This is a genomic window from Geobacillus thermodenitrificans subsp. thermodenitrificans DSM 465, from assembly GCF_000496575.1.
Classification (GTDB): domain Bacteria; phylum Bacillota; class Bacilli; order Bacillales; family Anoxybacillaceae; genus Geobacillus; species Geobacillus thermodenitrificans.
This window is the reverse complement of the sequence record NZ_AYKT01000005.1, coordinates 1-15,241: the sequence shown is the minus strand read 5'-3', so window position 1 is coordinate 15,241 and position 15,241 is coordinate 1. Positions and strand designations below refer to the sequence as shown.

15 protein-coding genes are annotated in these 15,241 nt (G+C 47.6%); all 15 read left to right on the top strand.

What is annotated here, in order from left to right; genetic code table 11:
- The first annotated feature begins 105 nt into the window (after nt 1–105).
- The 15 genes from DSM465_RS0105235 to DSM465_RS0105160 all read left to right on the top strand — a co-directional run bounded on the left by DSM465_RS0105235 (nt 106) and on the right by DSM465_RS0105160 (nt 14,597).
- On the top strand, nt 106–669 hold the full coding sequence (locus DSM465_RS0105235; RefSeq protein WP_029760814.1) for a thioredoxin family protein: 564 nt from the start codon (nt 106–108) through the stop codon (nt 667–669).
- Nucleotides 670–1,392: 723 nt separating this feature from the next.
- On the top strand, nt 1,393–2,751 hold the full coding sequence (glnA, locus tag DSM465_RS0105225) for a type I glutamate--ammonia ligase (RefSeq protein ID WP_008879224.1): 1,359 nt from the start codon (nt 1,393–1,395) through the stop codon (nt 2,749–2,751).
- A gap of 139 nt (nt 2,752–2,890) precedes the next feature.
- The gene (locus tag DSM465_RS0105220; RefSeq protein WP_029760812.1) at nt 2,891–3,778 is read left to right on the top strand and encodes a sulfite exporter TauE/SafE family protein; all 888 of its coding nucleotides are present in this window, start codon (nt 2,891–2,893) and stop codon (nt 3,776–3,778) included.
- A gap of 274 nt (nt 3,779–4,052) precedes the next feature.
- Nucleotides 4,053–4,799 (top strand): sugar phosphate isomerase/epimerase family protein, encoded by a 747-nt coding sequence (locus DSM465_RS0105215; RefSeq protein ID WP_029760810.1) that lies wholly within the window; start codon nt 4,053–4,055, stop codon nt 4,797–4,799.
- A gap of 18 nt (nt 4,800–4,817) precedes the next feature.
- Nucleotides 4,818–5,768 (top strand): sugar kinase, encoded by a 951-nt coding sequence (locus DSM465_RS0105210; protein WP_029760809.1) that lies wholly within the window; start codon nt 4,818–4,820, stop codon nt 5,766–5,768.
- Nucleotides 5,765–7,069, top strand: coding sequence for an MFS transporter (locus DSM465_RS0105205; protein ID WP_029760808.1), 1,305 nt, complete (start codon nt 5,765–5,767; stop codon nt 7,067–7,069). The genes DSM465_RS0105210 and DSM465_RS0105205 overlap by 4 nt, the downstream gene beginning before the upstream one ends.
- Nucleotides 7,070–7,197: 128 nt before the next feature.
- A complete protein-coding gene (locus DSM465_RS0105200) occupies nt 7,198–7,860 on the top strand; it encodes a bifunctional 4-hydroxy-2-oxoglutarate aldolase/2-dehydro-3-deoxy-phosphogluconate aldolase (RefSeq protein ID WP_029760807.1) in 663 nt (220 codons plus the stop codon).
- A gap of 84 nt (nt 7,861–7,944) precedes the next feature.
- Entirely contained in the window at nt 7,945–8,958 is a 1,014-nt protein-coding gene (locus tag DSM465_RS0105195) for a LacI family DNA-binding transcriptional regulator (protein ID WP_008879218.1), read from the top strand.
- A gap of 26 nt (nt 8,959–8,984) precedes the next feature.
- Nucleotides 8,985–9,632, top strand: coding sequence for a 3-hexulose-6-phosphate synthase (gene hxlA / locus DSM465_RS0105190; protein WP_029760805.1), 648 nt, complete (start codon nt 8,985–8,987; stop codon nt 9,630–9,632).
- Entirely contained in the window at nt 9,619–10,167 is a 549-nt protein-coding gene (hxlB, locus tag DSM465_RS0105185) for a 6-phospho-3-hexuloisomerase (RefSeq protein ID WP_008879216.1), read from the top strand. Before hxlA ends, hxlB begins: the two co-directional genes overlap by 14 nt.
- Nucleotides 10,168–10,319: 152 nt before the next feature.
- Nucleotides 10,320–11,276 (top strand): MBL fold metallo-hydrolase, encoded by a 957-nt coding sequence (locus DSM465_RS0105180; protein ID WP_029760804.1) that lies wholly within the window; start codon nt 10,320–10,322, stop codon nt 11,274–11,276.
- A 332-nt stretch (nt 11,277–11,608) separates the two neighbouring features.
- On the top strand, nt 11,609–11,905 hold the full coding sequence (locus DSM465_RS0105175) for a transporter suffix domain-containing protein (RefSeq protein ID WP_008879214.1): 297 nt from the start codon (nt 11,609–11,611) through the stop codon (nt 11,903–11,905).
- 10 nt (nt 11,906–11,915) lie between these two features.
- A complete protein-coding gene (locus tag DSM465_RS0105170) occupies nt 11,916–12,713 on the top strand; it encodes an SGNH/GDSL hydrolase family protein (protein ID WP_029760803.1) in 798 nt (265 codons plus the stop codon).
- Entirely contained in the window at nt 12,710–13,624 is a 915-nt protein-coding gene (locus DSM465_RS0105165) for an ABC transporter ATP-binding protein (RefSeq protein WP_008879212.1), read from the top strand. The genes DSM465_RS0105170 and DSM465_RS0105165 overlap by 4 nt, the downstream gene beginning before the upstream one ends.
- Nucleotides 13,617–14,597: an ABC transporter permease subunit gene (locus DSM465_RS0105160; RefSeq protein WP_011887357.1), complete on the top strand. Its 981-nt coding sequence runs from the start codon at nt 13,617–13,619 to the stop codon at nt 14,595–14,597. The genes DSM465_RS0105165 and DSM465_RS0105160 overlap by 8 nt, the downstream gene beginning before the upstream one ends.
- Nucleotides 14,598–15,241 lie beyond the last annotated feature (644 nt).

Genomic DNA, 15,241 nt, shown 5'->3' with positions numbered 1-15,241 from the left:
GTCATCATATGCCATGCTTTTCGGTTCGGTTTGGGCGGCATATTTGTCGGGGTGTTCGCTCTTTGGTATAATGAGGAAGAAAAAACGGGAGAAAGGGTGTTCATGATGCCAGCTGTCGAATCGAATATGTTTCCGCTTGGCAAACAGGCCCCGTCGTTTGCCTTGACGAATGCCGTCGATGGCCGACTCGTTCGCCTTGATGACGTGAAATCTGACGTGGCGACTGTCATTATGTTTATTTGCAACCATTGTCCGTTTGTGAAGCATGTACAGCACGAGCTCGTCCGTTTAGCGAACGATTACATGCCAAAAGGGGTGTCATTTGTCGCGATCAACGCCAATGACGCCGAACAATATCCGGAAGACTCACCCGAAAACATGAAAAAAGTGGCCGAAGAGTTCAACTATCCGTTTCCATACTTATACGATGAGACGCAGGAAGTGGCGAAGGCATATGATGCCGCTTGCACCCCGGACTTTTACATTTTTGACCGTGAACTGAAATGCGTCTATCGTGGCCAGCTCGATGATTCACGTCCAAACAACGGCATTCCAGTGACCGGGGAGTCGATTCGCGCAGCGCTTGATGCCTTGCTGGCGGGTCGTCCCGTGCCGGAAAACCAAAAGCCGAGCATCGGCTGCAGCATTAAATGGAAGCCAACATCATAGTGATTTACTTGACTTCTCATTGTCAAACGGGTATGATAGAAAGAACATCATTCGCTCATCAAGGAATCGTCAACGCCGTGCCGTTGCATTGCGAGTGCAGCTGGCACGGCGTTTTGTTGCCGCCAATCGCTGACAAATTCACACTGGCGCCGCTTCGGAGCGGCAAGGATGGATGAGAGGAAGGGCTTCCATTGTTTTTGTTTCATTCTTTGAGTTTTCATAATTAACATTATGTAAACAAAAAAGAGTGAGAAGATGGCGGCAAACGATATCGAGTATTGGTTTGTGAATAGCCTATTAGAAGAGAGAGGGGGAAGGCGCCTTCTTCCCCTAGTTACTCATTGGGCTCCGCCCTTCTCATTCGTTGCACCGGGGCCTCCTGCGCTAAAATGATGAAGATGGGCGGGATGCTGGCAACCGCTTATGAGGGGCGCATACGTTTATCGAGCGGTTTTCCGCTGATTCCGTTCGGATTATGGCAATGTGCGGAGAAAATGTAACATGGATAGCGAATGACTAAGAACGGCTTGGGAGAGATAATCATTTCCCAAGCCGTTCCTTTTTGCATAAACATTCGTTTTTTCACCCTCTTTTTGAAACCGATTGCAAAAAACATTATAAAAATGCAGAAAAATTTTCGAAAAAAGGTTGCCAAATGATCGATCTTTTTCTATAATAAAAACATGTTAGGAAAATAAACGTGTGAATGTGAGGTAATGTAACATGTTGAAATCGTTCGTTTCCTCTACCCAAGCGCCCCTGTTAGAACAAATTAAAGAAACGATCAAACAAAAAAGCGTTGAGCTTCTCCATTTGCAGTTCGTTGACATTGAAGGAATTTTAAAACATGTGACGGTGACGGTTGAACAGCTCGATGATGTCGTTGCGGGGAAAATCATGTTTGATGGTTCGTCGATCAAAGGGTTCTCGCCGATCAATCGTTCTGACTTGTACCTTGTTCCGGATTTAAATACGTTTGCGGTGTTGCCGTGGACGGTCGAGGAAGGTTATGCGGAAGCACGCTTCCTCTGCTCGGTGGCTAACCCTGACGGCACGCCGTTTGAAGGTGATCCGCGCAACGTGTTGAAAAAAACAGTTGAGCGGGCAGCAGAAAAAGGATACGCGATCTCAGTCGGTCCGGAACTCGAATTTTTCCTGTTTAAAGCGGATGAAAATGGCAATCCGACGCTTGAGCTCCATGATAACGGCGGCTATTTTGAGCCGTCCCCGAAAGACTTAGGGGAACGCGTCCGTCTTGAAATTTACCGCGCCCTCAAAGCGATGGGGTTTACGATCGAAGCATCGCACCATGAAGTGGCGGAAGGTCAGCATGAGATCAACTTCAAATACGCAGACGCGCTCGGCGCGGCAGACAATGCGACGACATACAAATGGGTCGTCAAAACGATCGCCGGCAAATTCGGTCTTCATGCGACGTTCATGCCGAAACCGGTTTTTGGTATTAACGGTTCAGGGATGCATGTGAATATGTCGCTCTTTAAAGACGGCGAAAACGCGTTCTTTGATCCGAATGATGCTAACCAGCTCTCGGAAACAGCGTACCAGTTTATCGCGGGGTTGCTGCATCATGTCAAACATTTCGCGGTGGTGACGAATCCGCTCGTCAATTCGTATAAACGGCTTGTGCCAGGTTACGAAGCGCCTTGCTACATCGCGTGGTCTGCTTCGAACCGCTCCGCGCTCATCCGCATTCCGGCGAAACGCGGTATGGCAACGCGTGTCGAGCTGCGCTGCCCAGACCCGTCGGCCAACCCGTACTTGGCGTACGCCATCATTGCTGCAGCTGGTTTGGATGGTGTGGAAAAAGGCCTAACGCCGCCGGCTGCAGTTGATGAAGACATTTTCCATATGTCAGAAGACCGCCGTGCCAAACTTGGCATTGATAACTTGCCGGAAAACTTAGGTGCTGCCATTGCGGCATTCGAAGGTGGAGAAATCGGCCGCGCAACGCTTGGCGAGCACGTATTCAATGAATACGTGGCGATGAAAAAAGACGAATGGAACAGCTACTGCACGGCGGTTCATGCGTGGGAAATCGAGCAATATCAAGGGAAGTTCTAATGGAACAAAGGGTGCTCTGCTTTGTTCAGGGCGTCCTTTTTATTTTTTTAAAAAATTCATAGTTGACAACTATGTATAGTTGGAATTAAATTAAATGCATAAGTTACTCATGCCAAATCATGCAAACGGAGGGAGACGGATGAAAAAACTCATCGTTTTTGTGTTCGTTGGCTTCATCGCTCAGCTCATTGACGGATCGCTCGGGATGGCGTACGGCGTCACGTCAACGACGCTCTTATTGACGTTCGGCATTGCTCCGGCCGTTGCCTCAGCGTCCGTTCATCTGGCGGAAGTCGTGACGACTGCGGCGTCTGGTGTGTCTCATTGGAAATTTGGCAACATCGACCGCGATATGGTAGTTAAGCTGATCATTCCTGGATCGGTCGGCGCGTTTGTAGGAGCGTGCTTTTTAAGCAATTTGCCGGGGGATTTGATCAAACCGTACATTTCGTTGTTTTTATTGGCGCTTGGCTTTTATATTATTTATCGCTTTTTGTTTTTAAACGGCCGTTCGTCATCCAAATCGAAGAAGCAATGGTCAAATAAGCAGCTTATTCCGCTCGGATTGACGGCTGGTTTTCTTGATGCCACCGGCGGCGGGGGTTGGGGGCCGATCGCGACACCAATCTTGTTGGCGAATAAAAGCACGGAAGCGCGCAAAGTCATCGGCACAGTCGATACGTCCGAATTTGCCATCGCATTATCAGCGACATTGGGCTTTGCAATCTCCCTTGGTTGGGAGCAAGTGAACTGGTATTGGGTGCTGACGCTCATGGCTGGCGGGATTGTCGCTGCTCCGATTGCCGCCTGGCTTGTGCGCAAACTGCCGTCCCATTTGCTCGGAGTGCTCGTTGGCGGATTAATTATTTTGACGAATGCCCGCACACTCCTTCACGCTTGGGAGGTGCCGGCGCCAGTATATCCGACCGTTTATGGGCTTATCGTTATTGGTTGGGCCACCGCGGTATGGATGGCAATAAAAAACGGGCGGAAAGGGAAAGTGGCCAGCGGGGAGATGGTGTCATAAGCGTTCAAGAAAGCGTAAGTAGTAACAGTTTGAGTCAGATGATTGTTATGGATCATAGGTCATGGTATGGCATGAATAATGAAAAATGCTGGTGGGAGCAGCGATCGGTTGATTGGTGCAGGGATCGTCTCGCTCCCATTTCGTTTTTTGGGCAGATATAAGTCTGAATATTATAAAATGATTGACATATAATTCAGTGAGTGATAAAATGCTTCTTGTAAAACGATTTACTAAAACGTTTTACAAAACGAATAATAAAGGGGGTGATGTGAATATGAGAAATGTTGTGATCCCGCTCAATGCTTTGGATAGAAACGAAGTGCGAGAAAAAGGGCAACGGTTTTTTATTCAAAAAATGTACGGGACGGGAGTTTCTGGAGTAGAGATTCGGAGGGAGCTGTTAACGGTTCACGATCATCCGCTTGGGCATTTGAAAACGATTGCTGACGAAATGGGGATGTTTCTTGTTTACTCTTCTCCCAGTCCTCTTTGGGCGGCAAACGGGCGGTTAAATGAAGAACTTCATCTTGTCATCCAGGAAGCAAAAGAGTTAGGAGCGGTGATGTTAAAAGTACCGTTAGGCTGTTACGATCCCCTTCTTTGCGAGATGGACGATTTAAAGACATTGTTAGAAGAAATCAAGGAACAGTTGCAACTGTTCATCGAAAATGATCAAACCCCTAATGGGGGGACCATTTCCTCTTTATACCGGTTTTTCAACGACATTCATGAGTATCAACTGCCTGTTTATATGACGTTCGATATTGGAAATTGGAAATATTGCGGAGAAAGTGCAGCGGTTGCCCTAAGCCATTTTCATCCCTTTATCCGTTACGTCCATCTGAAACATGTGGAAAAGTATGATGGGAGATTGAAAACGGTTCCGTTAACAGAAGAAAACTCGAAAGAATGGAAGGCGATTTTAAGGGCATTTTCGACTGACTTGCCGATTGCACTAGAATTTCCGATCAATGATGTTGAGTTCATACCATATTACATTCGTTTGCTTCAAGCACCGTAGAAAGAGGGGAGTCTGCGAATGGATGTTGTGACATTCGGAGAAGCGATGGTGATGTTTATTGCGACCGAAATAGGGCCGCTGCACCGTGTGCGTTGTTTTCATAAAGCGCTGGCCGGGGCGGAAGTGAATACGGCCATTGGTTTTGCCCGATTAGGTTTAAAAAGCGGATGGGTAAGTAAAGTTGGGAATGACGCCTTTGGCGCCTATATTATCGAACAGTTGCAAAGTGAAGGAGTCGATATTGAACAAGTAGCAATCGATCCGGAGCATCCGACCGGTTTTCAGCTGAAATCGAAAATGTCAGAGGGCGACCCGGAGGTGCAATATTTTCGGAAGGGATCTGCGGCCAGCTATATGCATATAGGTGATTTCAATGAAGCATATTTTCGGACAGCGAGACATTTGCACATGACTGGAATTCCATTGGCTATTTCCGATTCAATGAGAGAGTTCGCTAAGCATGTTCAATCGTTCATGCGGAAAGAGGGGAAAACGATATCGTTTGATCCGAACTTGCGTCCTTCTTTATGGAAATCAAGGGAAGAGATGATCCGTGTGATTAATGAGGTGGCGTTGGAAAGCGATTGCTTCTTGCCGGGGGTGCATGAGGGGGAGCTATTGACGGGATGTGCCGACCCAAGAGACATTGCCGACTTTTACTTAGAAAAAGGAGTGCGGCTCGTTGTCGTTAAGCTTGGGGACAAAGGTGCTTTCTATAAATGCGCCAATGATGAAGGATATGTTCCAAGTTTTTCGGTTTTGAAAGTCGTCGATACCGTTGGAGCGGGGGATGGTTTTGCTGTTGGCGTCATTAGTGGCTTGCTTGAAGGGCTTCCGATACGCGAAGCGGTTTTGCGGGGGAATGCCATCGGGGCGTTAGCCGTTCAGTCAGAAGGGGACAGTGATGGATATCCAACTCGACAACAGTTGGAACAGTTTATCAACATTCGGGAGGAGGGCCTAGCGTGAAAGGGACATTGGCGAAATCGCGGTGGTACCGTCTGATTCCGGTCGTATTTATTACGTATAGTTTGGCTTATCTTGATCGGGCGAATTACGGATTTGGCGCAGCAGGAGGTTTGGCCGAAGACTTAAACATTTCCGCTGCCACCTCGTCTTTGTTAGGGTCGCTGTTTTTCCTTGGATATTTTTTATTTCAGATACCAGGCGCCCATTACGCAGAAAAGAAGAGTGCGAAGAAATTGATTTTCTGGTCGTTAATTCTTTGGGGCGGGCTGGCGAGTGCGACGGGGTTAGTCAGCAATATTCATTGGTTGATGGTAATTCGCTTTTTATTAGGGGTTGTCGAAAGCGCTGTCATGCCTGCGATGCTTGTCTTTTTAAGCCATTGGTTTACGAAAGAAGAGAGATCTCGGGCAAATACGTTTTTAATTCTTGGCAACCCAGTGACGGTATTATGGATGTCCATTGTATCAGGCTATTTGATTGAATCATTCGGTTGGAGATGGATGTTTGTTATTGAAGGAGTTCCTGCTATCATATGGGCATTTATTTGGTGGAAGTTGGTTGAAGATGAACCGAAGATGGCCAAATGGTTGACAGGAGAAGAGAAAGAGCAATTGCAGAAGCAGCTAGAACAGGAGCAACGAGGATTAAAACCGGTGAAAAATTATCGTGAAGCATTTCGGTCCAAAATTGTCATTCTATTAAGTTTGCAATATGCGTTGTGGAGTATTGGAGTATATGGGTTTGTGATGTGGTTGCCATCCATTATTAAAGCGGCGCCGCATATGGATATTGTTACAACAGGGTGGCTGTCATCAGTGCCTTACATCTTTGCGGTTATTTTTATGATTGTTTCTTCTTACTTCTCTGATAAAACATTAAATCGTTCAGGATTTGTATGGCCCTCTTTATTAATTGGTGCCATTGCGTTTTACGCTTCGTATGCCATCGGGACGAACCATTTTTGGATTTCATTCATCCTGTTGGTCGTTGCAGGAGCGGCTATGTATGCACCGTACGGACCATTTTTTGCGATCATTCCCGAGATTTTGCCTCGGAATGTCGCCGGTGGCGCGATGGCGTTAATTAACAGCATGGGAGCGCTTGGGTCATTTGCAGGGTCGTATGTTGTTGGTTATTTAAACGGAGTTACTGGCGGATTTGGAGCATCGTATATTTTTATGGCAGCTTCATTGCTTCTTGCATCATGGTTAACCATCATTGCTGTTAAAGGGGGCAATAAACAAAAAAAGGTGCCTGATGAGTGGGTTGCCCATCAAGCACAAAAAAGCATTGGCAACTAAATATTATACTATAGATAACAGGTTCTTGCATAGTTAACGTATCATGAGGAGTACGTTCATTTTCGCTACAGCCGGCAGTCAGGCATTCACTAGTCGGCTGGCTGTAGCTGTTGTAAAGGAGAGAAAGTATGTCGGTTTATTTTGAAATTGAAAAAATCGGGATTATTGCTATTCTTCGCCATATTCAGCCACATATGATGATGCCGGTTGCCGAGGTGTTACAAGAGGCAGGAATCACCATATTGGAGGTAACGATGGAAACTCCTGGTGCCTTAAAAATGATCGAAACATTGCGTACGGAGTTTCCTGATCATTTAACGGTAGGGGCTGGCACGGTCTTGGATGCCGAGACAGCTAGAGCGGCTATGCTCTCTGGGGCGCAGTTTGTCGTTTCACCGACGGTCAATATCGAAATGATCCGTACTGTCAAGCGATATGGTGGATTATGCATGCCAGGGGCGATGACACCAACAGAAATCGTCATGGCCTATGAGAACGGAGCGGATATGGTGAAAATTTTTCCAGCCCATGTTCTTGGACCAATGTATTTTCGGGCGGTTTCCAGTCCGCTTCCACATATTCCATTCGTAGCAACAGGGGGAATCAACTTGGAAAATGCCGGATCTTACATTTCGGCGGGGGCTGTTGCGGTCGGATTAGGCCACTCGCTTTTTGATCCGCGTAAAGAAATGACGGATGAAGGATTCATTCAATTAAAAAAGACAGCTAGCAAATTTGTGGAAAAGGTAAGGAATGCCAAACGCTCATCAACCAATAGGGCAGCCAAATAGCTCCGAATTTGGGGAGACTTTGTTATTCTTGCTAAAATAAAAGGGATGACAAAACCAATTCATGGATAACAAAGGATGAGGCAAGTGAAAAAGGTCACATTGGCTGATGTTGCAAAAGAGGCAGGAGTATCGAAAAGCACAGTATCGCAATTTTTAAATCAACGGTATGAACATATGGGCGATGAAACGAGGGAACGGATTAAAGCGGCCATTGAAAAACTTGGTTATCGCCCAAACTATGTTGCCCGAAGTTTAAAACAAAAACGGACATCTATGATCGGGATTATTATCGCCAATATTATGCATCGGGTGTCAACGGAGTTTAGCCGAGCCATTGAAGATTATTGTCATGAACATGATATGCAGGCGATCATCTGTAATGCAGATGATGACCCTGCCAAAGAGAGAAAGTATATTGAAGTGTTGCGTGCGCGTCAAGTAGATGGGTTAGTCATTGTTCCGACTGGAGGCAATATCGAGCTTTATCAACAAATGGAACGGGAAAACTATCCTGTGGTCTTTATGGACCGGAAAGTTGATGGGATCAATGTCCATACGATCGTAGTGAATAACAAGGGAGCGGCATATGAAGCGGTATCTCATCTTATTGAACAAGGGCATACACGCATTGGAATCGTAACCCCACCTTTAACCGTCTCTCCACGCATTGAGCGGATGAGTGGCTATAAACAGGCATTAATTGATCATGGAATTGAGATCAGACCAGAATATATGATTTCTGATGAAATTCATCGTCTTACATCGCGATTAGAGGAGATGTTCTCCCTGCCGCAAAAGCCAACCGCTTTATTAGCAGGAAATGATTTATCCTTCTTTGAAGTGATGGCGTTTATTAAGCAGAATCGGATCCGCGTTCCCGAAGACTTAGCGGTCGTTGTTTTTGATAATATTCCATTTGCCGCTATTTCAACTCCAACGATCACCACCATTGCCCAGCCGGCATATGAAATGGGCAAAAAAGCGGCCGAATTGTTATGGAAACAAATTCATAATGAATGTGACGAGGCGCAATTATATACGTTTTTCTGTCAGTTAATCGTTCGTGAGTCTTCGGGAACGAAAAAAGCTGATGGCTAACTTACAGGATGAATGGAGAGTGGAAGATGTATATTCAGCTTGCGCTTGATCGAATGGATATCAATCAAGCAATTCAAATCACTCAACAAGTTGAGGAGTATATTGATTGGATTGAAGTAGGAACCTCGTTGATTAAAGAGTTTGGCATCAAAAGTATTGAAGCGATAAAGCGTGCGTTCCCTAGCAAAATGATTGTCGCGGATACGAAAACGATGGATAACGCTGTGTATGAATGCAACCTATGTTTCGAGGCGGGGGCGGGCGTGATGACAGTCATGGGCGTTGCACCGCTAATGACGGTGGAAGCGTGTTTGAAGGAGGCTAGCATCCGCGGAAAAAAAGTCATGATCGATTTATTAAATACAAACGAGTCGGTGAGGCAGCAACTATTGCAGTATAAGGAAGCGATTTTTTGCATCCATGTCAGCAAGGATGAACAGGAGTTTGCACAGCAGCACAAAAACTTCAATTTCGCACATTTTCATCGCCCAACTGGTTGCAATCTAGCGGTTGCTGGAGGAATTTCAGCTGCTACAATGAAACAAATTCAACCGCTTCACCCCTCGATTGTGATTATCGGTTCGGCCATCACGCGGGCGGAGCATCCGGAACGGGCGGCGAGAGAATTGAGACAATTGGTTCGAAATAGGGGGATCGATGATGCATCCAATTGAAGTCATTTTTTCAGAAATAGAACAAGTATTTGCCGAATTTGACCATATGAGCATTGAGTGTGTAGCGATGCGTCTGGCGAAAGCGAAGCGGATTTTTGTGGCTGGCGAGGGGCGTTCCGGATTCATGGGAAAGGCGTTTGCTATGCGGCTGATGCATCTCGGCGCAACGGTCTATGCTGTGGGAGAAACGGTCACTCCTTCACTGCAAAGCGGAGATACGTTAATTGCTATCTCGGGCTCGGGAGTGACAAAACAGACGGTGTGGATTGCAGAAAAGGCGAAACAACTTGGATGTGAGGTGATTGCCGTCACTACGGATTTATCGTCCGCTTTGGCGAATATCGCTTCTCTTACCGTTCATATTCCGGCGGCCACCAAATACCGGCGTGGTCATGAGACGCAAAGTAAACAACCGCTAGGTTCCTTATTTGATCAATGTACGCACCTGATTTTAGATGCCATCTGCTTGCAATATGCGAATAATCAACAAGTTGAACACCAGAAAGCATTTCAACGGCATAGTAATTTAGAATAAGTGAAAGGAGCTCCAAGTCAAAAGGTGACTTGGGGCTCTTTTCATTTATGAAAAGTGAAATTGTTGGTTGGTTTGTGTTAGGGTCATTAGTAGCGTGAAATCAATCTTTATGTTAGAATATTCTGCATATGACATGTGAGGGGAGGAGAACAATGACACAGCCAATTAGTCTTGGACATCGTATGTCGCTCATCGATTTATACGACTTGCGTATGCCGCAGCGCACCGGTACATACGTGCTTCATGAAGAAAACTTAGCGATTATTGAAACGGGTCCAAGCCCGTCGGTGCCGCATTTGCTCGCTGGATTGAAAGCGCTTCATATTGATCCGGCTGATATTCGCTATATCATTGTTACCCATATTCATTTGGACCATGCCGGCGGTGTTAGGGTGTTGCTTGAACATTGCCCAAACGCTACGGTCATCGTCCATCCGAAAGGAAAGCGGCATTTGGCTGATCCGTCGCGTCTGATCGCCGGAGCGAAGGCGGTATACGGGGAGCAGTTTGACGCACTCTTTGATCCGATTGTTCCGGTTCCGGAAGAGCGGCTGCTCGTAAAAGAGGATGGGGAGACGCTTGTGCTGAGTGCGGAACGGACGCTCACGTTTTACGATACGCCCGGGCATGCCAACCATCATTTTTCCATTTATGATTCATACAGCGGTGGAGTGTTTACCGGTGATACGATCGGTGTTTTTTATCCGCAGTTGCAAGAAGCGGGGCTCGCGTTTTGCCTGCCGTCGACCTCTCCGAACCAGTTTAACCCCGAAGCGATGAAACAGTCGGCGGAGCGGCTCGAGAAGTTGAACCCGACGCGCATCTATTTTGGTCATTTTGGTGCGCTCGATCAACCGGAGGAGGCATTCCGCCAGCTTCGTTTTTGGCTGCCGAAGTTTGTTGCGGCCGGAAAAGAAGTAATCGCCCGTCATCCTGAGGCGCCGGCGGCTGAACAGGCGAAAGCGGTCACGAAACTGCTGCATAACGACATTACGGCGTTTCTTAACGAGTGCAGCATCCCGGCTTCATCACCGGTTTACAAGGTGATCGAGCTCGATTTACAAGTGTGTGCGATGGGGATCATCGATTATTGGCGGAAACAACGATAATCATTTGTCCTAGCTGATTCGGCTAGGCTTCTTTTTTGTAGGATGGCGTTTACATATGGAAGGCTTTGCGTCGTTTTTTGTATGGGAGGTTCTCTATGCAGTCGTATAGCCTGTCCGTAACAAATGGTATACATATTGATGCTCATACGTGTTTTGGCTGATGCCAACCGCTTCTCTCTGCTGATTGCCAAGATGTGCTCTTCACATGCTTGAAGCGGGAGTCTTCTTTCGGAACTATGATAAAATTGTGATACGTATGTTAGGGTGAAAATAAGTGGTCGACCATAAATGGAATGGAGGGGCACGAAAGGATGAAGCAGAGGCGGCCTGTCATGTACCGGATTGGCATCGGGCTTATCATTGCGTCGTTTGTTGTGTGGATCATTCCACCTCTTGCTCCGTTTTTGCCGCTTTCTGCGGCGGGCAAAACGTTGGTCGCTACCGGTGCCATTGTGGCGGCGGAAATCATGTTCTGGATAGGGGCTGTGTTGGTTGGAAAGGAAGCAGCCGCGAAGTTGAGAAAGTATTGGAATCCGAAACATTGGCGAATCAAACAGCGCCGCTTGGACGAAACAAATGATGACGAGACAAGTCGAGACCAAACGCAAGAGGGAATAATGCGGAAGTGAGGTGATTGGCATGCGACGCAACATTGTATCGCTTTTAATGATGGTTGCCGCGCTGTCTGCGCTGCTTTGGCTCGGCGGCCTTGCCTTAGTGGTGCAAGACCAGTTGTTTACGGCTGCCAAACCCTCGGTCGAACAAAAGCGGCCATCAGCCAACGAAGCAAAGAAGCGCGATGGGGAGATTGACATTGTCGCCTTAGGCGACTCGCTGACGCGGGGAACGGGCGATGAAAGTGGCAAAGGGTATATCGGCTATATGGTCGATGAGCTTCGCCAACAGACAGATGAACCGATTCGCGTCACCAATTTGGCGATCCGCGGCTTGCGCTCCGACGGACTGCTCCGTCAGCTTGGCCAGTCTGAGATTCAGCGGCAAATCGCCATGGCCGATCTGATTGTGATGACGATCGGCGGCAACGATTTGTTTCAGGGGGGAGAGGTGCTTGAGTGGAATGTGAAAGAGCTCGATGAGGCGAAACGGCAGTATATTGCGAACCTTGACCGCATTTTTGCCTTGCTTCGCCGCTTGAACAGCGAAGCGGTCATTTTTGCGATCGGCCTGTACAATCCGTTTAGCGATTTAGATGATGCCAAACGAACGTCGGCCATTGTTCGCGATTGGAATTTTGCATCAGCCGAAGTGGCGGCCCACTATCCGAATATCGTCGCTGTGCCGACGTTTGACTTATTTGCCTTGCATGTCAACGACTATTTGTATAGCGATCATTTCCATCCGAATAAGGAAGGGTACAAGCGGATCGGGGAGCGCGTCGCCTCGCTCATTACGTTGACGGAGGAGGATCGCCAGTGACGAAACAGGTAACGTTAGCAGTTAAAGAGCTGCGGAAAACGATTCGTGGCAAAGAAATTATTAAAGGGATTTCGTTTGAATTGCGCGAAGGGGAAGTGTTCGGATTTTTAGGACCGAACGGCGCAGGCAAAACGACGACAATCCGCATGCTTGTCGGACTTATTCGTCCGACGTCGGGAACGGTGGCGATTTGCGGGTATGATCTCCATCACCGGTTCACCGAAGCGATCCGTCATATCGGCTGTATTGTCGAAAATCCAGAAATGTATCCGTATTTAACAGGTTGGGAAAACCTTGAACATTTCGCCCGCATGATGCCCGAAGTGGGTGAGGAGCGGATCATGGAAGTGACGAAGCTCGTCGGCCTTGAACAGCGCATTCATGACCGGGTGAGCACGTATTCGCTCGGCATGCGGCAGCGGCTTGGCATTGCCCAGGCGCTGCTCGGGAAACCGAAGGTGCTCATTTTGGATGAGCCGACGAACGGCCTTGATCCGGCCGGCATTCGTGAAATGCGAGCCTTCATCCGCTTTTTGGCGGAAACGGAAGGACTGAGCGTTCTCGTATCGTCGCACTTGTTAAGTGAAATTCAGCTCATGTGCGACCGCGTTGCCATTATGGCGAAAGGGCGGCTTTTAGCTGTCGATACGGTCGAGCGGCTGTTAAAAGAACAGGCGCGTGTCGTTTGGAAAGCTGACCCTGTTGACAAAGCGCGGGCGCTGTTGGCCGAGGAAACGGAAGTGCTAAGAGCAAACGAGGAGATCATCGTCACGCCGTATGAGCCGGCCAAGCTTGCTGCTTGGAACACTAAACTCATTCGCGCCGGCGTGGCGGTCGCTCAAATTGAACCACGGCTGCCAACGCTCGAAGATTTGTTTATCGAGCTGACAGGGGGCGAAACGATTGATTAAGCTTGTGTACAATGAAATGCTGAAAATCGTCCGCAAAAAGCGGTTATGGGTGATCGCCGCCATTGTTGCGGTGCTTGTTGCTCTATTTACATACGCCCAATACCGGGAGACAGAAGAATTGAAGAAGCGGCTTGGCACGACTGATTGGCGGACGCAGCTGCAGCAGCAAATCGTCGACTTGCAAAACCGTCTCCAGTCACCAAGCATGTCAGAAGAGTGGCGCAAATATTTGCAAATCCGCCTTCAACAACAACAATATTACTTAGAGCATGACATTAACCCGTCCGCTCCCGGCGCGCCGACGTTTATGCGCGTTTTTATCGAAAACGCAATCGATTTGTTTTTGCCGCTGTTAGTGATGGTGGTGGCGGCTGATCTTGTGTCATCAGAGGCGAGCACCGGAACGATCAAACTGCTGCTCGTCCGGCCGGTGAAGCGATGGAAAGTGTTGCTAAGCAAATATATTGCTCTCTTGTTGTCTGTATCGTTTATTATGCTAACGACTGCGGTGTTGTCATATGTTATTTCCGGCCTTGTGTTCGGGTACGGCGGCTTTCGTCTGCCGCTATTGACCGGATTTGTACCTCAAGGGGAGGATCTTAATACAACGAACGTCCATATGATTCCTCAATGGGAATACGTGCTTATGGAGCTTGGTTTGGCAACATTTGTCAGCGTTGTTGTCGGCACGTTGACATTTATGCTTTCCGTGCTCTTGCGGAGCACAGCGGCGGTAATGGGGATTATGTTGGCGTCGTTAATTTCTGGTGCCATTTTGTCCAATATGGTGTCGTCATGGCATTCGGCAAAATATTTGTTTATGGTCAATTTGCGTCTCACCGACTATATTAAAGGAACGACGCCACCGGTGGAAGGAATGACGCTCGGCTTTTCAATGGCGGTGTTGGCCGTTTGGGGACTCGTCGCTCTCATCGTGGCTTTTGTTGTTTTTACGCGGCGGGATGTGTATTGAGAAGCAAACGAAACCCGTGGGAGGGACTCCCCACGGGTGTTTCAATGAGTGTTCATGCGTCGGAATCGCTCATCCGTTTCCCTGTTAAGGGAGCGCCTCCCCAATCGGCGCATCTGCTCGGTCAACGAGTCAATCCAGCTGATTCAAATCCACTGAACTGCGGCAGCTGTCCAAAAAGCCGTATATGTCGATCGCGACATAAAGCATGAGTCATCGCTCATCAAGCAGCGCTTTTGACTTTTCAAAATCACCAAGAAGCGAGTATAATATACGTGTGCTTTTCTATAAACAGCTCCCAAAAGATTAAAATAAAAGTCCGTGATATAACGATGTTGCCTTAAATTGCCGAACTAGGGAAAACGACGACGATCAGTGGGGGCATAAATGAATATGGGGATGGCAAGCTAAGAAAAATAAGCCTGTTTGCGCCGCGCCGGCGGAATGAGTGTCACAAAATCGCCTCCTTTTCCATGGTGCTGCATAATCGCCGCGTTGTTAATAGTTTTCTAAAAAGCAGTGACTATGTAGCTGGCAGTGGAAAAGCAATGGATTTCCGTTTTTTTACGCAAAAAAATATAAAAAACTATTGACTTTCTTAAAAGGTTCATATAAAATATGAATTGTCGCAAGGGAAAATAAACAAA

What these genes read in the sequence shown, in the direction of transcription:
- DSM465_RS0105200 (WP_029760807.1), top strand. Translation starts at nt 7,198, where the DNA reads ATGTCGGTTTATTTTGAAATTGAAAAAATCGGGATTATTGCTATTCTT.
- DSM465_RS0105175 (WP_008879214.1), top strand. Translation starts at nt 11,609, where the DNA reads ATGTACCGGATTGGCATCGGGCTTATCATTGCGTCGTTTGTTGTGTGG.
- DSM465_RS0105180 (WP_029760804.1), top strand. Translation starts at nt 10,320, where the DNA reads ATGACACAGCCAATTAGTCTTGGACATCGTATGTCGCTCATCGATTTA.
- DSM465_RS0105170 (WP_029760803.1), top strand. Translation starts at nt 11,916, where the DNA reads ATGCGACGCAACATTGTATCGCTTTTAATGATGGTTGCCGCGCTGTCT.
- DSM465_RS0105215 (WP_029760810.1), top strand. Translation starts at nt 4,053, where the DNA reads ATGAGAAATGTTGTGATCCCGCTCAATGCTTTGGATAGAAACGAAGTG.
- DSM465_RS0105210 (WP_029760809.1), top strand. Translation starts at nt 4,818, where the DNA reads ATGGATGTTGTGACATTCGGAGAAGCGATGGTGATGTTTATTGCGACC.
- DSM465_RS0105235 (WP_029760814.1), top strand. Translation starts at nt 106, where the DNA reads ATGCCAGCTGTCGAATCGAATATGTTTCCGCTTGGCAAACAGGCCCCG.
- hxlA (WP_029760805.1), top strand. Translation starts at nt 8,985, where the DNA reads ATGTATATTCAGCTTGCGCTTGATCGAATGGATATCAATCAAGCAATT.
- DSM465_RS0105220 (WP_029760812.1), top strand. Translation starts at nt 2,891, where the DNA reads ATGAAAAAACTCATCGTTTTTGTGTTCGTTGGCTTCATCGCTCAGCTC.
- hxlB (WP_008879216.1), top strand. Translation starts at nt 9,619, where the DNA reads ATGCATCCAATTGAAGTCATTTTTTCAGAAATAGAACAAGTATTTGCC.
- glnA (WP_008879224.1), top strand. Translation starts at nt 1,393, where the DNA reads ATGTTGAAATCGTTCGTTTCCTCTACCCAAGCGCCCCTGTTAGAACAA.